The sequence below is a fragment of the Lysobacter sp. HDW10 genome, from assembly GCF_011300685.1.
Lineage (GTDB): Bacteria > Pseudomonadota > Gammaproteobacteria > Xanthomonadales > Xanthomonadaceae > Solilutibacter.
In genome coordinates, this window is sequence record NZ_CP049864.1 from 556,394 (window position 1) to 570,522 (window position 14,129).

The 14,129-nt window shown below is 58.0% G+C and carries 16 protein-coding genes; 9 read left to right on the forward strand and 7 right to left on the reverse strand.

The genetic code is table 11. From position 1 onward, the window contains the following. Positions 1 to 210 precede the first annotated feature (210 nt). The 3 genes from G7069_RS02685 (at position 211) to G7069_RS02695 (ending at position 4,014) form a co-directional block, all read left to right on the forward strand. Positions 211 to 2,883 carry an FAD/NAD(P)-binding protein gene (locus G7069_RS02685; protein ID WP_166294011.1) on the forward strand — a complete coding sequence of 891 codons (2,673 nt, stop codon included), beginning with the start codon at positions 211 to 213 and terminating at the stop codon, positions 2,881 to 2,883. A gap of 73 nt (positions 2,884 to 2,956) precedes the next feature. Then, on the forward strand, positions 2,957 to 3,439 hold the full coding sequence (locus G7069_RS02690; protein WP_166294013.1) for a YajQ family cyclic di-GMP-binding protein: 483 nt from the start codon (positions 2,957 to 2,959) through the stop codon (positions 3,437 to 3,439). Next, positions 3,439 to 4,014, forward strand: a complete 576-nt coding sequence (locus G7069_RS02695) for a DUF1415 domain-containing protein (protein WP_166294015.1) — start codon at positions 3,439 to 3,441, stop codon at positions 4,012 to 4,014. Before G7069_RS02690 ends, G7069_RS02695 begins: the two co-directional genes overlap by 1 nt. Here G7069_RS02695 and G7069_RS02700 read toward each other — a convergent pair. The 4 genes from G7069_RS02700 to G7069_RS02715 are packed head-to-tail and all read right to left on the reverse strand — an operon-like array spanning position 4,011 to position 7,458. Then, positions 4,011 to 4,715 carry a pseudouridine synthase gene (locus G7069_RS02700; RefSeq protein WP_166294017.1) on the reverse strand — a complete coding sequence of 235 codons (705 nt, stop codon included), beginning with the start codon at positions 4,713 to 4,715 and terminating at the stop codon, positions 4,011 to 4,013. The genes G7069_RS02695 and G7069_RS02700 overlap by 4 nt on opposite strands. Further along, positions 4,712 to 5,728, reverse strand: a complete 1,017-nt coding sequence (locus G7069_RS02705; protein WP_166294019.1) for a methyltransferase — start codon at positions 5,726 to 5,728, stop codon at positions 4,712 to 4,714. Before G7069_RS02705 ends, G7069_RS02700 begins: the two co-directional genes overlap by 4 nt. 32 nt (positions 5,729 to 5,760) lie before the next feature. Next, on the reverse strand, positions 5,761 to 6,516 hold the full coding sequence (locus G7069_RS02710; protein WP_166294021.1) for a M23 family metallopeptidase: 756 nt from the start codon (positions 6,514 to 6,516) through the stop codon (positions 5,761 to 5,763). 24 nt (positions 6,517 to 6,540) lie between these two features. Continuing rightward, the gene (locus G7069_RS02715) at positions 6,541 to 7,458 is read right to left on the reverse strand and encodes a L,D-transpeptidase family protein (protein ID WP_166294023.1); all 918 of its coding nucleotides are present in this window, start codon (positions 7,456 to 7,458) and stop codon (positions 6,541 to 6,543) included. A gap of 138 nt (positions 7,459 to 7,596) precedes the next feature. Between G7069_RS02715 and G7069_RS02720 the strand changes: the two genes are divergently transcribed. Continuing rightward, positions 7,597 to 7,845: a DUF3297 family protein gene (locus G7069_RS02720; protein ID WP_166294025.1), complete on the forward strand. Its 249-nt coding sequence runs from the start codon at positions 7,597 to 7,599 to the stop codon at positions 7,843 to 7,845. Between the two features lie 111 nt (positions 7,846 to 7,956). Further along, positions 7,957 to 8,397 carry a hypothetical protein gene (locus G7069_RS02725; RefSeq protein WP_166297454.1) on the forward strand — a complete coding sequence of 147 codons (441 nt, stop codon included), beginning with the start codon at positions 7,957 to 7,959 and terminating at the stop codon, positions 8,395 to 8,397. Between the two features lie 36 nt (positions 8,398 to 8,433). Here G7069_RS02725 and G7069_RS02730 read toward each other — a convergent pair whose 3' ends face one another. The 3 genes from G7069_RS02730 to yihA all read right to left on the reverse strand — a co-directional run bounded on the left by G7069_RS02730 (position 8,434) and on the right by yihA (position 10,745). Then, complete coding sequence (locus G7069_RS02730; RefSeq protein WP_166294028.1) at positions 8,434 to 8,673, reverse strand: hypothetical protein; 240 nt, start codon at positions 8,671 to 8,673, stop codon at positions 8,434 to 8,436. A 66-nt stretch (positions 8,674 to 8,739) separates the two neighbouring features. Next, positions 8,740 to 10,104, reverse strand: a complete 1,365-nt coding sequence (locus G7069_RS02735) for a glutamate--cysteine ligase (protein WP_166294030.1) — start codon at positions 10,102 to 10,104, stop codon at positions 8,740 to 8,742. A 29-nt stretch (positions 10,105 to 10,133) separates the two neighbouring features. After that, positions 10,134 to 10,745: a ribosome biogenesis GTP-binding protein YihA/YsxC gene (gene yihA / locus G7069_RS02740; protein ID WP_166294032.1), complete on the reverse strand. Its 612-nt coding sequence runs from the start codon at positions 10,743 to 10,745 to the stop codon at positions 10,134 to 10,136. Positions 10,746 to 10,853: 108 nt separating this feature from the next. Between yihA and G7069_RS02745 the strand changes: the two genes are divergently transcribed. The 4 genes from G7069_RS02745 (at position 10,854) to G7069_RS02760 (ending at position 14,102) form a co-directional block, all read left to right on the forward strand. Further along, positions 10,854 to 11,789, forward strand: a complete 936-nt coding sequence (locus G7069_RS02745; protein WP_166294034.1) for a c-type cytochrome — start codon at positions 10,854 to 10,856, stop codon at positions 11,787 to 11,789. Positions 11,790 to 11,866: 77 nt separating this feature from the next. Beyond that, positions 11,867 to 12,505: a thiol:disulfide interchange protein DsbA/DsbL gene (locus tag G7069_RS02750; protein WP_166294036.1), complete on the forward strand. Its 639-nt coding sequence runs from the start codon at positions 11,867 to 11,869 to the stop codon at positions 12,503 to 12,505. An 18-nt stretch (positions 12,506 to 12,523) separates the two neighbouring features. Next, positions 12,524 to 13,303 carry a thiol:disulfide interchange protein DsbA/DsbL gene (locus tag G7069_RS02755; protein WP_166294038.1) on the forward strand — a complete coding sequence of 260 codons (780 nt, stop codon included), beginning with the start codon at positions 12,524 to 12,526 and terminating at the stop codon, positions 13,301 to 13,303. Next, positions 13,290 to 14,102, forward strand: coding sequence for an endonuclease/exonuclease/phosphatase family protein (locus G7069_RS02760; RefSeq protein WP_166294040.1), 813 nt, complete (start codon positions 13,290 to 13,292; stop codon positions 14,100 to 14,102). Before G7069_RS02755 ends, G7069_RS02760 begins: the two co-directional genes overlap by 14 nt. Positions 14,103 to 14,129 lie beyond the last annotated feature (27 nt).

The window sequence follows — 14,129 nt, forward strand, 5'->3', positions numbered from 1 at the left end:
AACCGCTCCAGCGTATGTAGGGTGAAAACACCATTTCAGCACGGATCGAACATGCCCGCAGGATTTTCTTGAGAAAATCCGTTTTATATCCGGATACAAATATAACTCCGCGATTCCCTACGGATTTTTCATTGACCTCAAAGCCTTGCCGTCATCAGATGGCGAGCCTGTTAGGCTGTGATCGAGCCAAATTAGGAAGCCTCACCCCGTATGCATCCAAGCACCCAACCGGAGAGCCACTGTAGCCAACACACCTTGGCGACAGTCGCTATTGTGGGTGGCGGTGCATCCGGCTGCTTGGTGGCGACACATCTGCTCGATGTGCTGCCCGCGGGCTCGCGCATCGTTCTGTTTGAAGACGCAGCCGCATTAGGGCGTGGCACGGCATATCGCACAACAGATCCGCTGCATCTATTGAATGTGCCTGCGGCCGGTCTATCTGCCATCGCACATCAACCCGGTCATTTCGTGGATTGGTTGCACGACACGATTGACGACAACATTCAGCCTGGCGAATTTGTGCCGCGCGCGCTGTACGGACGCTATCTCCATGCGGTGTTGGCCGCGGCGATCGAACGCAATGCCAGCGTTGAATGGATGCATTGCACGACGCGAATTGTCGATATCGAAAAATCCAGCGATGGCTTTGTGCTGACCGATGACCAAGGCGAGGCCTGTCGCGCCCGCTTCGTCGTGCTCGCTACAGGTTTGAATGAAGATCCAACGTGGGCCAGCGACGCGCTACGCGCGGATGCACACTTCATTGCCGCACCGTGGACACAAGCGCTGCCCGAGCACGGCGACCTTCTCATGGTCGGCGCGGGTTTGACCATGGTGGATTTGGCGCAAAGTGCAGACCACCCGACACGCAAGATTCATGTGCTGTCGCGGACAGGCCTGCTGCCGCACGTGCATGCGATGCCGCCTTTGCCACCGATTCAACCGCCCGCAGGTATCACGCGCCTGCACGACTTGGACGCGTTGCGCGGCAGATTGGCGTGGCATTTTGAACGTGTGCGCGCTGCCACCGGTGATTGGCGCCCTGCCTTGGATGGCTTGCGATCTGTGACCTCGCAGTTGTGGCGAGGCTTGAGTGAAGCGGACAAGCAACGCTTTCTAGACGAAGACGCACGCACCTGGGACGTGCATCGACACCGCATGCCGCCGCTCACAGCGGCGCGCTTTGATGCATTGATCGGCGAAGGACGCGTCGTGCCACACCGGGGAGAAATCGCATCGATGACGCCGACTGCGGACGGCTGTGCAGTCACACTGACCGACGGCAGTGAACTTGCGGTGTCTGCCATTGTGAATTGCACGGGCGCTGTCGCGACGCTGCATTCGGATGCGCTGTTGGCGCGCTTGGCACACGCAGGTCTCGTGCAAGCAGGACCGGTCGGGCTCGGTATCGCAACACGCGAAGACGGCGCGGTGCTCGATGCAAACGGCACATGCAGCGGTCTCTTTGCCTTGGGGGCTTTGCGTCGTGGAGACCTCTGGGAGTCCACCGCCATTCCTGAAATTCGCGCGCAAGCGTATTCGCTTGCCACCCGCTTAAATCACGCACTTCGCCACGGAGAGACACCCATGCCGGTCGACGTTTACGGCAACACGCTCGAAACAACCCCCGAATCCGCTGCGCACTATGCCCAAGCATTGTCGCGTTTGTTGCGCATTCAAGGCGGGGTTGAAGATGCGTTGCTGCGCGCCGTCGAGATTGATCCGGATTTCGTCCTTGGTCATGCCTCTTTGGCGCTGTTGGGACACGAATGGTGTTTGGAAGGCGAAGGTCGTGATGCACTGAAAGCGGCACTTGCTGCTGCTGAAAGTCGTGCACTCGACGCGCGCACCGCGAGTTTTCTTGAAGCGGTCAATGCGCGCTTGAACTCGGACGGGCAGCATGGTGCAGAAGCATTGTTGCAGCACATCGCACGCTTTCCCCGCGACGCATTTGCCGTTGGCATCGCCGTGCCCAGCGTGGCCTTTGGCGGACTCACCGCCGGCAGCCACACCGCCACCTTCATTGAGTCACTCGGGAAAGCGTACGGCGATGACCCGTGGTACGTGTCCCAGTTGGGTTTCATTCGGCAAGAACAAGGGCGCTTGGATGAGGCCTCGGTCTTGGTGGATTACGCGCTCTCGGTTGATCCCGCCTTTGGCCATGCCGCACATGCCAAGGCGCATATCTATTACGAACGCGGTGAACATCGCGAAGGCTTGGCTTGGCTGGATCACTGGATTGCAACGCAATCGGCTACCACCAACCATCGTTCGCACTTTTCTTGGCATGCCGCCTTGCACGAACTCATGCTGGGTGACACCGCGGCATTTCACACGCGCTACTTGCGCGACCTCGCACCACCCAAAGTATCGGGGTGCCGCATTCTGATGGATGCGGGCGCCCTGCTTTGGCGCGGACGCATGAGTGAAGCATGGGATCGCGAACCGGATGTGTCCGGCGTCATCGACGCTGCACCTGCGGCATGGTTTGAAGCACCGCCTTCCGCATTCGCGGCGATGCACGTGGCGCTCGCGCTTGCCACCGCAGGTGATGCGACGCGCTTGCGCCACTTACAGCGATTCGCCGAAGCGCACGACGATCCGCTGTTTGTGTCGGTCATTGATCCCTTGTGTTCGGGCTTGGTCGCCGCCGTAGAAGGCAACTGGTCTGCTGTGCCCGCCTTCCTTGAAGCAGCCTTGCCGCACATTGAAGGTGTCGGCGCGAGCAAAGCACAGTCGGATGTTGTCGAAGACACGATCGTGCATGCATTGGCGATGTCCGGACAGACCGAAGCCGCGATCGGATTGCTTGAAGCACGCTTGGCACGTCGCGCGTCTCCACTCGACACGGAACGTCTAAACAAACTGCGTGCCCGCGTCTAACAGATTTTGTACGCACGTCGAGCGCTTGCATTGCTAAGCTGTACAGCTTGTTCTTTGTCTGCAGGTGCTCCAAATGCCTTCTTTCGATATCGTTTCTGAAGTCAACACACACGAACTCACCAACGCGGTGGATCAAGCCAACCGCGAACTGTCGACGCGTTTCGACTTCAAAGGTGTGGATGCGACGTTTGCGCTGGAAGAAGCCGTCATTCAGTTGCGTGCGCCCAGTGATTTCCAAATTCAGCAGATGACCGACATCCTCGATGCGCGCCTGATCGCGCGAAAGATCGATCCGCGCTGTCTTGAAACCGGCGAAATCGAAACCAATGTGGCCGGTGCGCGGCAAAAGATCACGGTCAAGCAAGGCATTGATCGTGAGTTGGCCAAAAAGATCCAGGCGGAAATCAAGACCAGCAAGTTGAAAGTGGAGTCGCAAATCAACGGCGACAAACTTCGCATCACCGGCAAAAAGCGTGACGACTTGCAAGACGTCATGGCTTTGCTGCGCGGCAAGACATTTGAACTGCCGTTGCAATTCGATAATTTCCGCGACTGATGTCTGAGCTTTTTGACGCTGAAGCGATTGAAGCGATCACGCGCCGCTGGATGGCGCGTGTCGTGGTCGGGATGAATCTTTGTCCGTTTGCCAAAGCGGTGATGGTCAAAGACCAAGTCCGTATCGTGGTCAGCGACGCCAGTACAGAGGACGCGCTCTTACACACCCTGGGCGAAGAACTCCTTCTGTTGCGTGACACCGCAGCCACAGAGGTGGACACGACGTTGATTGTGCATCCGCTCGTACTCACGGATTTCTTTGATTACAACGATTTCCGCGCGCGCGCGGACGACTTGCTGGATGCGATGGCACTCACGGGCGATATTCAAGTGGCAAGTTTCCACCCGGACTATCAGTTCGCCGAAACGGCATTGGATGATGCGTCGAACAACACCAACCGCGCGCCATTTCCGATTCTGCATTTATTGCGCGAGGACAGCGTCACCCGTGCCGTGGCTGCATACCCTGAACCCGACAGCATTATCGACCGCAATATTGCGACGATGAATGCATTGGGCAATGATGGGTTCAACGCATTGATGGACGAGATTAAGAACGACGACGCGTCAAATTAGTCTGCGCTGAAAAGGCGCGTCCGATCTGCATCTTCCAAGATGCGCCACTCGCCTTCCGGCAAGGCGTCGAGTGACAAGCCCCCGACACGTTCGCGATGCAACGCTTCGACATGGTTATCGACGGCGGCAAACATACGACGCACTTGGTGATAGCGACCTTCGTGCAGCGTCACGCGCGCCTCGCGATCACCCAATGCCTCAAACTCTGCGGGCAAAAGCGGTGTTTCTTCAGACTCCAGCATCAAGGTGCCGCTTGCAAACGCGCGACCTTCATCACCGCGCAAAGGCCGCGCCAGTTTTACGTGATAGACCTTGGGCAACTTCGACTTCGGCGATATGATTTTGTGCAGCAAGGTGCCGTCGTCCGTCAGCAACAACAAACCGCTGCTGTCGCGGTCTAATCGCCCCACGGTCGACACGATGGGCGAACGCAACTTGAACCGCGGCGGCAATAAGCTGTAGACCAATTTGCCTACATCTTTGCTTGAACAGGTCACGCCTACCGGTTTGTTCAACATCAGTAGCAGACCTGGCGCCGGATCCAATGGTTCGCCATCGATACGCACCTCGGCGTGCGCACGCACGTCGTCACCATACAGCGGGTCGCCTGCCGCATCCGTGATGCGCGCATCCGCAAACATCGCCAACACATCGCGCCGACTGCCGTAGCCCAAATTGGACAAATAGCGCAGAAGCTTCATCGCCGCGGACCCGTTGCTTTGATCACTTTGTAATTGCGCGCGGCGTGTACGGTTTCGACTTCTTGGAAAGACGCACTCAAAACGCTCTCATACGGCAAGTGCGCATTCGCCACCAGCCACAGCGAGCCCCGGGCAGACAGATGCTTCGCGGCGACGGTGATGAACTGTTGACCTAATTCGGGCAAACCCTTTTTTCCTGCGGCATGAAACGGCGGATTGGACACAACGACATCAAATCGCCCCTCGACTTCACGCGTCACGTCGGCCCAATGAAACGTACAGGGCACCGGACTGTCTTCGAGATTTTTGCGGGCCATGGCAAGTGCGCGCGCATCCGCTTCATACAGTGCCAATGCACTGACACCGGTGCAGTGTTGCGCGATGTGCTTGGCGATGACACCTACGCCCGCGCCAAAATCCGCCACCGCGCCGCTCAAGGTCGTTGGCAGTGCGGCCAACAGCATGGCCGTTGCCGGATCGATGCCGTCCGCAGAAAACACACCTGCCTGTGTCCACAAACCGTCTGTGCGCAGCTTGGGCGCGGCCTCCGCGATCCACTGCGCAGCGCGTGCTTTATCGAAGTGCGTGCACGAACCCCAAGCCACACGACACTTATGCTTCGCAGTCTCGACGGTGTCGCCTAGCAACTGCTTGAGGTCGGCCGCGTGCGACTTGCCGCCTTCGTCATTGCTCGCACTGATCAGGATCTGCCCATCGGGCTTGGCGAGCAGCGCTGCTTGCGCCAACAAAGCGCGCGACCACGCGCGCGTCCGTGGTGGCAACACCAGCACCCAATCGTAGCTGCCCTGCGCTTCCGGTAAGTCAGGCACGCAGCGTCCATAGCGACGACCCACGACATCCGCCAAGGGCTTGAATGTCTGCACGCAGTCAAAGTCCGCGCCCTGCCATCCGTGCAATTCGTCCGCATTGAGCAGACACACGCGTGCCGAGGCGGGCCAAGGCAATCGGCCGGTTTCGAAGGGATAGAGGAGTGCGTGCGCTGCCACATTCATGAAGCGCACTTTACGCCAGTTCGATCAGTCCGTTAAGGGTGAAGTGTCGGTGCCACTGTCGGCGCGACGGGCGTATGTTCGCCGCCCAAGAACGGAAATGGATTGATTGCGACGCCTTTCCACCAGTCTTTCTCGGGCCCGAGCACCATGATGGCGAAATGCAAATGTGGCGCGGTGGGCGACGCATTGCCGGTACTGCCGACATAACCAATAACGTCGCCTTGCTTCACTTTCATGTTCTCGACGACGTTGGGCGCATAAGCCTGCATGTGCGCGTAGTAGTAAGCCACTTCACCCTGATCGTCGAATTGATAGAGCGTGGTGCCGCCCAGTTTGCTGTTGAACAATTTCACGATCGTGCCGTCGGCAACGGCCACGACCGGCGTGCCCGCAGGCGCCATGATGTCGATGGCGTCATGTACGCGGCCACCACTGCGCGCATCGCTGAACGTATCCGTGAGTTGCGATGAAGCGACGCCGTGCACAGGAATCAAGAGCTTGGAGCGAATCAAGGCGGATGAGGTCGATGCAGCGCCGTCGCTCGCATCAAACTGGCCAGAAGGTTCATCCGGTGGCAAATCTGCGCGCGGTCGCGTGCCCACCGGTTCTTTCGGGGGTGTGGCGGGGTCGACCGCAGGACGCGTTGCTGACGGCGACACCATGGCAACTTCGCGAAACGAGCGTTGCTTCCCGGCCCAGTGATAGACACCGGCGCCACCGATGACCAGGCCCATGATGAAGATCAAACTGCCTCGCACAAGGCGAACCACTTGCGCACGAATCGTCATGCCATCCCTCCCGATGCTGAAAATTTACTCCACCAATGAAACGGCGGTGCCTGGGGCGACCGCTTCCGCCACCTGCATCACCGACCAATTGGTCATGCGGATACAACCATGTGATTGCGTCTTGCTGATGTTCGCGGGTTCCGGCGTGCCGTGAATGCCGTAATGCGGCTTCGACAAATCGATCCACGCCACCCCAACCGGATTGTTAGGTCCTGCCGGGATAGTTGCTTTCTTGTCACCCTTACGCGCATCCCAAAACAACTTCGGGTTGTAATGAAACTCAGGGTTGCGCGCCACGCCATTGATCTTCCAATCGCCAATCGGCAAAGGATCATTCGCGCTGCCTGTGGTCACCGGAAATTGCGCCATCACGCGATTGCCTGCGTCAGCAAGAATCAACAGGGACGCCGATTTGTCCACAATCACTTTTGCAGCCTTCGGCAACACTGGAATGTCTAAAACATTCGGCACGCGAATCACCGTGCCCGCGGCAAATGTGCTGCCCGGATTGAGCTTTCGCAACAGCGTCGGGCTCGCATGAAACTTTTCACCCAACTGTTCTTCAACACTGGCAAAACCGAGTGCCGGCAGCTTGGCTTGCGCCGCCATGCTTTTCGGCACCGCGCGGAACGGACCCGCCACATCCGCATCGGTCAAGGTGTATTCGACGATGGCTGGCGCAGAGCTTTGAGCCTTCAAGGCAGCCCAAGTCGCTTCATCCAGCCCCACGCCCTTCACGCCATAGGCATTTTGGAAGCCGGCCACAGCCTTGCGCATATTGCTGCCTTCCACGCCGTCGATTTGACCCGGCGAAAAGTGGATGCGCTCCAGCAGCACCTGTGCCTGCAAGGTGGCGTCCTCAGGTACCGTCTGCGCACGGGTTTCCGCGGTCGCAAGCACACACAGTCCGAACACGGCGAAAGCAACGACAGCGCGCTGCATGGGGCGTTTTCTTTGGCGATGTTTGATGTCATTCATAGGGGCAGGATGAAAAACGCCCGCACGGTAGAATGTGAAATCCAAGCCATGAACGGACGCTCCGTTCATCTAACAAGACACTTCGTGAATACGAGAACGCACATGACTGATGCAATGCCCGACCGTTTGAGCAATGACCCGCGTAGCAAGTTTTATGACGAGGCGCTCCTCGACAGAGGCATTGGCGTGCGCTTCAACGGTGAAGATCGCACCAACATCGAAGAGTATTGCGTGAGTGAAGGTTGGGTGCGTGTACAAGTCGGACGTGCATTGGATCGTCGTGGCCAACCGATGACGATGAAGATCAAAGGCGTGGTCGAACCCTATCTGCGTGCACCTGAGGCCGAATAATCGCCTCAAGCTGAATCCCGTATGCGCCGTGCGCCCGTGCATCCGCATTTTTCGGCGCGTTTCGCGCCAGAGCCCAATAGGCTAGATGCATCCCCACTTTGGAGTGTGCCGATGTTGAGCAAAGCGCTAATCCCCACCGCGCTGGCCGCGAGTTTTTTGTTGACGTCGACGGCGCGCGCGCAATCGCGCGACCTCGATTGCAAGATGACGTATTCGATTTCCGGCTGGTCACTGTTCTACAAACGCGCCGATGGCACGGGCGTCGTGCGTTGCGAGAACGGCGAAACCTTGAATGTCAAAATTCGTGCGCGCGGCGGCGGCCTGACGGCAGGTCAATCAAAAATCAAGAACGGTTCGGGTGAGTTCTCAGACGTCTATAACATCCGTGACGTGCTCGGCACCTATGCCACGGCTGAAGCGAATGCTGCCGCGGGTGATGCGGTGAAAGGTCAAGTGATGACCAAAGGAAATGTCTCGCTGGCTTTGTCCGGCAAAGGCAAAGGCGTTGAACTGGGCGTGGCTTTCGGCAAGTTCGAACTGATTCCCTATTAAGGTTTCACCAGAAGTCGAGCCAAAGCGACCGATCGCTTAACCACCGCAACCACCACAGCACTCCGACGGCAGTTGCTCGATTTGTCGCGCATCGATCATCCAGCCCGCGTCTTTGCACGTATTGAGGATGTCGACGTCGCGCAACACCGTAGACAGACGCAACGCATTTCCTTGAAGCGCGCTATCTACGATGGCCGACGGATCCATCTCCGCAAACGCATGGGTCAATGCCCGCAGATCGGGGGCGTCTTTTTCGACATGAATTTTGAATTGCATCGGGGTGTCCCAGTTGGAATGCCCCATCTTCCGATGATGTCAGGTCGAACGACCTGATCTAGATCATCAATACGCAAATTCTTTGAAGACCGGGTCCACCACGCCACCCCAAGGGCCGTGGAAAAGATCCAACTTGCGCTCAGCTGCAGTCTCGCCGCTTTCGGCGATTTCAATGATGCTTTCCAAGAAGCAGGCTTCATTCATGCCGCAGGTGTTTGCGCGCGCACGACGCGCCAAACCCGCCGAGGCAATCTTCAATGCTTCGATCGACAGCTCGCGCACAGTCGCGCCACGGAAGGGCAACTTCAAGGCATATTTCGGCACACCGTCGCGCAAGGCATTGCGCTCTTCCATGCTGAAGTTCTTCACCAGATCCCAAGCGGCATCTAACGCTTCATCGTCATACAACAGGCCGACCCAGAACGCCGGCAGCGCACATAAGCGACCCCAAGGGCCGCCGTCGGCGCCACGCATTTCCAAATACTTCTTCAAGCGCACTTCCGGAAACGCCGTGGTCATGTGGTCGTTCCAATCACGCAAGGTCGGCAGCTCGCCGCGCAATCCGTCCAGTTCGCCCGCTAGGAATTTCTTGAAGGAATGCCCGGCGTAATCCATGTACACACCATTGCGATAGGTGAAGTACATCGGCACATCCAACAAATAATCGACGTAGCGTTCGTAACCGAAGCCCTCGTCGAAAACAAAATCGAGCATGCCCGTGCGGTCACGATCGGTATCGGTCCAAATGTGCGAGCGATAGCTTAAATAGCCATTCGGCTTGCCTTCGGTAAATGGCGAGTCGGCAAATAGTGCCGTTGCCACCGGCTGCAGTGCAAGTGAGACACGGAACTTCTTGATCATGTCCGCTTCGCTTGCGTAATCCAGATTGACTTGCACGGTGCAGGTGCGCGTCATCATGTCGAGACCGAGCTGACCGACCTTCGGCATATATTCGCGCATGATTTTGTAGCGGCCTTTCGGCATCCACGGCATGTCCGCACGTGTCCACTTCGGTTGGAAACCCATCCCGAGGAATCCAAGCCCGAGGCTGTCGGCCACTTGTCGCACTTCATTCAAATGCGTGCCGACTTCGCGACAGGTCTCGTGTATATCCAGCAGCGGGGCGCCAGAGAGCTCCAACTGACCTGCGGGCTCCAAGGTCACCGAGGCACCGTCGCGCAAGAGTGCAATGACCTTACCGTCTTCGGCATAGGGCTCCCAGCCGAAACGGGTTAAACCTTTCAATAGGGCTTCAATGCCGCGCTCGCCTTCAAACGTCGGCGGGCGCAAATCATCCAATCGGAAACCAAACTTCTCGTGCTCGGTACCAATCCGCCAATCGCTGCGCGGCTTCTCACCAGAGGCGAGGACTTCAACCAATTGCTCACGCCCGGTAATCAGCGTTTCGTTGTGCGCACTGGGTCCGGACATGCAGCTTCCTTAAAGGTGTCGGGCGAACACTATACGGCGATTCCGAGCCAGCGGCCGAGTACCCCACGTACTTCGTCCACACCCGTCTTCGCCTCACCTGAAAACACTTGTACGGACACCGAATCACCGTATGTGCGATTGAGCTCACTGCGCACCGCCTGCAAGGTGTTACCGGCGGCGCCGCGCGACAACTTGTCTGCTTTGGTGAGCAGACAGTGGGCAGGCAGCTTGTTTTCGACCGCATAGGTCAGCATTTGGTGGTCGTATTCACGCAATGGATGACGAATATCCATCACCACGATCAAACCAGACAGCTGAGATCGGGTTTGAAAATACTGATAAATGAAGGCCTGCCAGTGCGCCTGCATGTCCTTGGGCACCTTCGCGTAGCCGTAGCCCGGCAGGTCGACCAGATAGATATCCGGGTGCTGGGGCATGTCGAAGAAGACCAACTGCTGGGTGCGGCCAGGCGTCTTTGACACGCGCGCAAGCGCGTTTTGCTGACAAATGGCGTTCAAGGCACTGGACTTGCCGGCGTTGGAGCGGCCGGCGAACGCCACCTCTTTCAAAGAGGTCGGCGGCAGTTGGCGCGGGGTATGCGCAGACAGGACATAGCGTGCGCGGGCAAAAGGATTACTCATACGACATAGGATGGCATGCCCGGCCAAGATTGACCCGACGCCGGATGAATCCGATAATCTCAGAGTTTGGGGCCGATATGCCCCACGTTCATTTTTTCGGGAGTTCCCATGCGTCACCTTCGCACTTGGAGTGTTGCCGGCATCGCCGCGCTGGCTTTGGCTGGCTACGCCGTCGCGCAAAATGCGCCGGCCACCGCCGAAGCTGCAGCGCCTGCCGCTGAAGCGGCACCTGCTGACACCACGGCCGCTGCAACCCCGGTTGCGGGTCCTGATCCGAAGGCGCTTGAAGCCCTCGACGCCACCCATTGGGGCGACGCCAAGGCCGGTGCCGCGAAAGCCGGTGCGTGTGCTGCTTGCCACGGCCTTGACGGCAATGGCACCAATGCTGCGCTGTATCCGCGCCTCGCAGGCCTCGGGGAGCGCTACATCGCGCGCCAATTGGCGATGTTTAAATCGGGTCATCGCACCACCGGCAATGCCGGCTTGATGATTCCGTATGCGACTGCATTGAGTGCACAAGACATGCGTGATGTCGGCGCCTACTACGCGACCCAATCATCGGGTGCTGGCGTGGCCGATGAAACCGAAGTCACCGACGAAAAGAGCCCCTACAAGGGCATGAAGTTCTATGAAATCGGTCAGCAGCTCTACCTGCGTGGCGACGCCAAGCGCGGCATCGTCGCGTGTATGGCTTGTCACGGTCCGGACGGCAAAGGCAATCCGGGTCCGGCGTATCCGCACATCAGCGGTCAACAAGATTGGTACGTCAGCCGTCGTTTGACCGAATACCGTGATCTTGAAAGCACCGTGAAGGGCGACAAGCTGCATGAAGTCATGGCGATGGAAGCCAAGACCTTGACCGACGAAGAAATCAAAGCGCTCGGCTCCTACGTGCAAGGCTTGCACGAACGTTCCGAAGAGGCCGACGGTGATCGCGTCGCCAAGTTCATGGCCTTGCCGGCCGCAGAACCGGCACCGGCGCCCGCGGCTGCCCCCGCAAGCGCTGAACCGGCCGCAGCAGAAGCGGCACCTGCTGCGCACTGATCCTTCGATTCAGTTGCAAGATCACGACGCCGGTTCATGATTGGGCCGGCGTTTTTATTTTTCGGAGCAGAACACCCATGCATCGCCTTCTGAAGCTCTTGTTAGTCACCACCCTCGCCCTGTTCGCAATGCCGGTATTTGCCGCTGACAGGCCGATCGAAGCCGGCGTCGACTATGTCGAGATGCCTAATGGGAAACCGTGGCAACCGCTGGCGGGCAAAGTTGAAGTGGTTGAAGTCTTTTCATACAGCTGCCCGCACTGCGCGCACTTCCAGCCTGCGTTCGCGGCCTGGAAAGCCAAAGTTCCGAAGAACGTGCGCGTCACCTATGTGCCCGCCGCATTCAATCTGGATGACCCCAATGGTCTCGCCTACTTTGCCGGCCTGCGCAAGAACATCATTGCGCGCGCCCACGACGGCCTGTTCAAGTCGATCCACGAAAAAGGGGATTTCCCGATCAATGCATCGATCGACGAATATGCCGCCTACCTCAGTGCGTTCGGTCCTGATCGTGAAGAACTCGCCAAGTTGATGCGCAGCAAGGAAGTGCTCGCGGACATGCAGCGCGCGCGCAATTTTGAGATTGCAGCTGAAGTCGGTGGCACGCCCACCTTGGTCGTCAATGGTCGCTATCGCGTACTCGGACAAAGCGTTGACGATCAATTTCGTATCGTGAACCAATTGATCCAGAAGTTGTCTGCAACTACACCTCGTTGAAATCAACCCGGAGTTTTCATGTCCTCTCTTATCAAACCGCTGTTGTTGGCAGCCACCCTGGCCCTAGGCCTGACCGCCTGTAACAAAGACACCACAAGCACACCTGCTGCAGGTGCCACCGACACGCCAGCCGCTGCCAGCGCGCCCTCCGCTGAAACGCCGATGGATCCGCAGATCGCTGCGCAAGCGCAAGCCGCAGCAAAAGTCATCATGGAACAAGTGCAAACGGGCCCGGCGCCGGTCGAAGGCAATGACTATGTGGTGATCAAGGATGGTTCGCCTTGGCAACCTTTGACCAATGGTGAAACCGGCGAAATCGCTGAAGTCTTTGCGTACTGGTGCCCGCACTGTGCGGAATTCCAACCATTGGTGGACGCATGGAAGCCCTTGCTGCCGAAGACCGTTCGTTTTGCAGCCCTTCCGATGTCCGGCGGCGACAATGATTCGATGGCCAGCGTTTTCTTCGCGGCGGAAATGACCAATCAATTGCCGAAGGTGCACGACCGCATGTTCAATGCGATCCATATCGACCGCGTGCTGAAGCCCAATGCTTCGCGCCAAGACGTGTTGGCCTTCCTTGCAAGTCACGGTGTGGATGCCAAAGCAATGGCTGGCGCAATGGATAGCTTTGCGATGAAGGGCCGCCTGAACCAAGCCGTGCAATTTGCGCGTCGCAGCGAAGTGGCAGGCACGCCGACGCTGATCGTCAATGGCAAGTACCGCGTGCTGGGAAGGACGCAAGAAGACATGCTGCGCATCGCAACGGCACTCGTATTGAAGGACAATGCCGCACAGTGACGGCCAAGCACCCGGGCGCCGCAGCTTGCGGCTCCTGAGTGCAAATATTCAAGCGGGATCCAGCACGCGCCGCTATAGCGATTACGCGACGCGCAGCTGGTCCCATGTACTGCCGCTTGGCGGCAAACGCACTGCATTGGACGCCATTGCGGATTTAGCAGGCGCCTATGACATTGTCGGCTTGCAAGAAGCCGATCCTGGCAGCATGCGTTCCGGCTTCACCAATCAAACGCATTATCTGGCCAACCGTGCCGGCTTCGCCTATTGGACGCATCAAACCAACCGAAGTGTCGGTGGCTTGGCCTCAAGCGCCAACGGCTTGTTGAGCCAACTCCCGCCTGTCGAAGTGAAAGACCATTCCCTGCCCGGCCGCGTCAAAGGCCGCGGCGTATTGGTGGCGAAGTTTGGCGAGGGCGAAGAAGGGCTTACGGTCGCGATCGCGCATTTGTCATTGGGCGCGAGCTCGCGGCTTGCGCAGCTGACTTTTATCTCTGAGCTGTTATCGAACGCAAAACATGCGGTGCTGATGGGCGACTTCAATTGCACCATTGCACAACCTGAAATGGCGGTGCTGTTCAATCGCACGCGCCTGCAGCCACCGCATTGCCAAGTGAATACATTTCCAAGCTGGTCACCGAACCGCGCGATCGATCATATTTTGATGACCGACAGTCTCAAGGTGTCGAAACTGGAAGCATTTAAGGCTGCATTTTCCGACCATTTGGCTTTGTCAGCAGAATTTGACGTACCGGCGCACGCATTCACTGTGCAACACGCGAACGCACAAGACCCAAGCTGAATCCGAACCTCTGCAATTCGCCGAGTG

What these genes read in the sequence shown, in the direction of transcription:
- G7069_RS02685 (WP_166294011.1), top strand. Translation starts at nt 211, where the DNA reads ATGCATCCAAGCACCCAACCGGAGAGCCACTGTAGCCAACACACCTTG.
- G7069_RS02690 (WP_166294013.1), top strand. Translation starts at nt 2,957, where the DNA reads ATGCCTTCTTTCGATATCGTTTCTGAAGTCAACACACACGAACTCACC.
- G7069_RS02695 (WP_166294015.1), top strand. Translation starts at nt 3,439, where the DNA reads ATGTCTGAGCTTTTTGACGCTGAAGCGATTGAAGCGATCACGCGCCGC.
- G7069_RS02700 (WP_166294017.1), bottom strand. Translation starts at nt 4,715, where the DNA reads ATGAAGCTTCTGCGCTATTTGTCCAATTTGGGCTACGGCAGTCGGCGC.
- G7069_RS02705 (WP_166294019.1), bottom strand. Translation starts at nt 5,728, where the DNA reads ATGAATGTGGCAGCGCACGCACTCCTCTATCCCTTCGAAACCGGCCGA.
- G7069_RS02710 (WP_166294021.1), bottom strand. Translation starts at nt 6,516, where the DNA reads ATGACGATTCGTGCGCAAGTGGTTCGCCTTGTGCGAGGCAGTTTGATC.
- G7069_RS02715 (WP_166294023.1), bottom strand. Translation starts at nt 7,458, where the DNA reads ATGCAGCGCGCTGTCGTTGCTTTCGCCGTGTTCGGACTGTGTGTGCTT.
- G7069_RS02720 (WP_166294025.1), top strand. Translation starts at nt 7,597, where the DNA reads ATGACTGATGCAATGCCCGACCGTTTGAGCAATGACCCGCGTAGCAAG.
- G7069_RS02725 (WP_166297454.1), top strand. Translation starts at nt 7,957, where the DNA reads ATGTTGAGCAAAGCGCTAATCCCCACCGCGCTGGCCGCGAGTTTTTTG.
- G7069_RS02730 (WP_166294028.1), bottom strand. Translation starts at nt 8,673, where the DNA reads ATGCAATTCAAAATTCATGTCGAAAAAGACGCCCCCGATCTGCGGGCA.
- G7069_RS02735 (WP_166294030.1), bottom strand. Translation starts at nt 10,104, where the DNA reads ATGTCCGGACCCAGTGCGCACAACGAAACGCTGATTACCGGGCGTGAG.
- yihA (WP_166294032.1), bottom strand. Translation starts at nt 10,745, where the DNA reads ATGAGTAATCCTTTTGCCCGCGCACGCTATGTCCTGTCTGCGCATACC.
- G7069_RS02745 (WP_166294034.1), top strand. Translation starts at nt 10,854, where the DNA reads ATGCGTCACCTTCGCACTTGGAGTGTTGCCGGCATCGCCGCGCTGGCT.
- G7069_RS02750 (WP_166294036.1), top strand. Translation starts at nt 11,867, where the DNA reads ATGCATCGCCTTCTGAAGCTCTTGTTAGTCACCACCCTCGCCCTGTTC.
- G7069_RS02755 (WP_166294038.1), top strand. Translation starts at nt 12,524, where the DNA reads ATGTCCTCTCTTATCAAACCGCTGTTGTTGGCAGCCACCCTGGCCCTA.
- G7069_RS02760 (WP_166294040.1), top strand. Translation starts at nt 13,290, where the DNA reads ATGCCGCACAGTGACGGCCAAGCACCCGGGCGCCGCAGCTTGCGGCTC.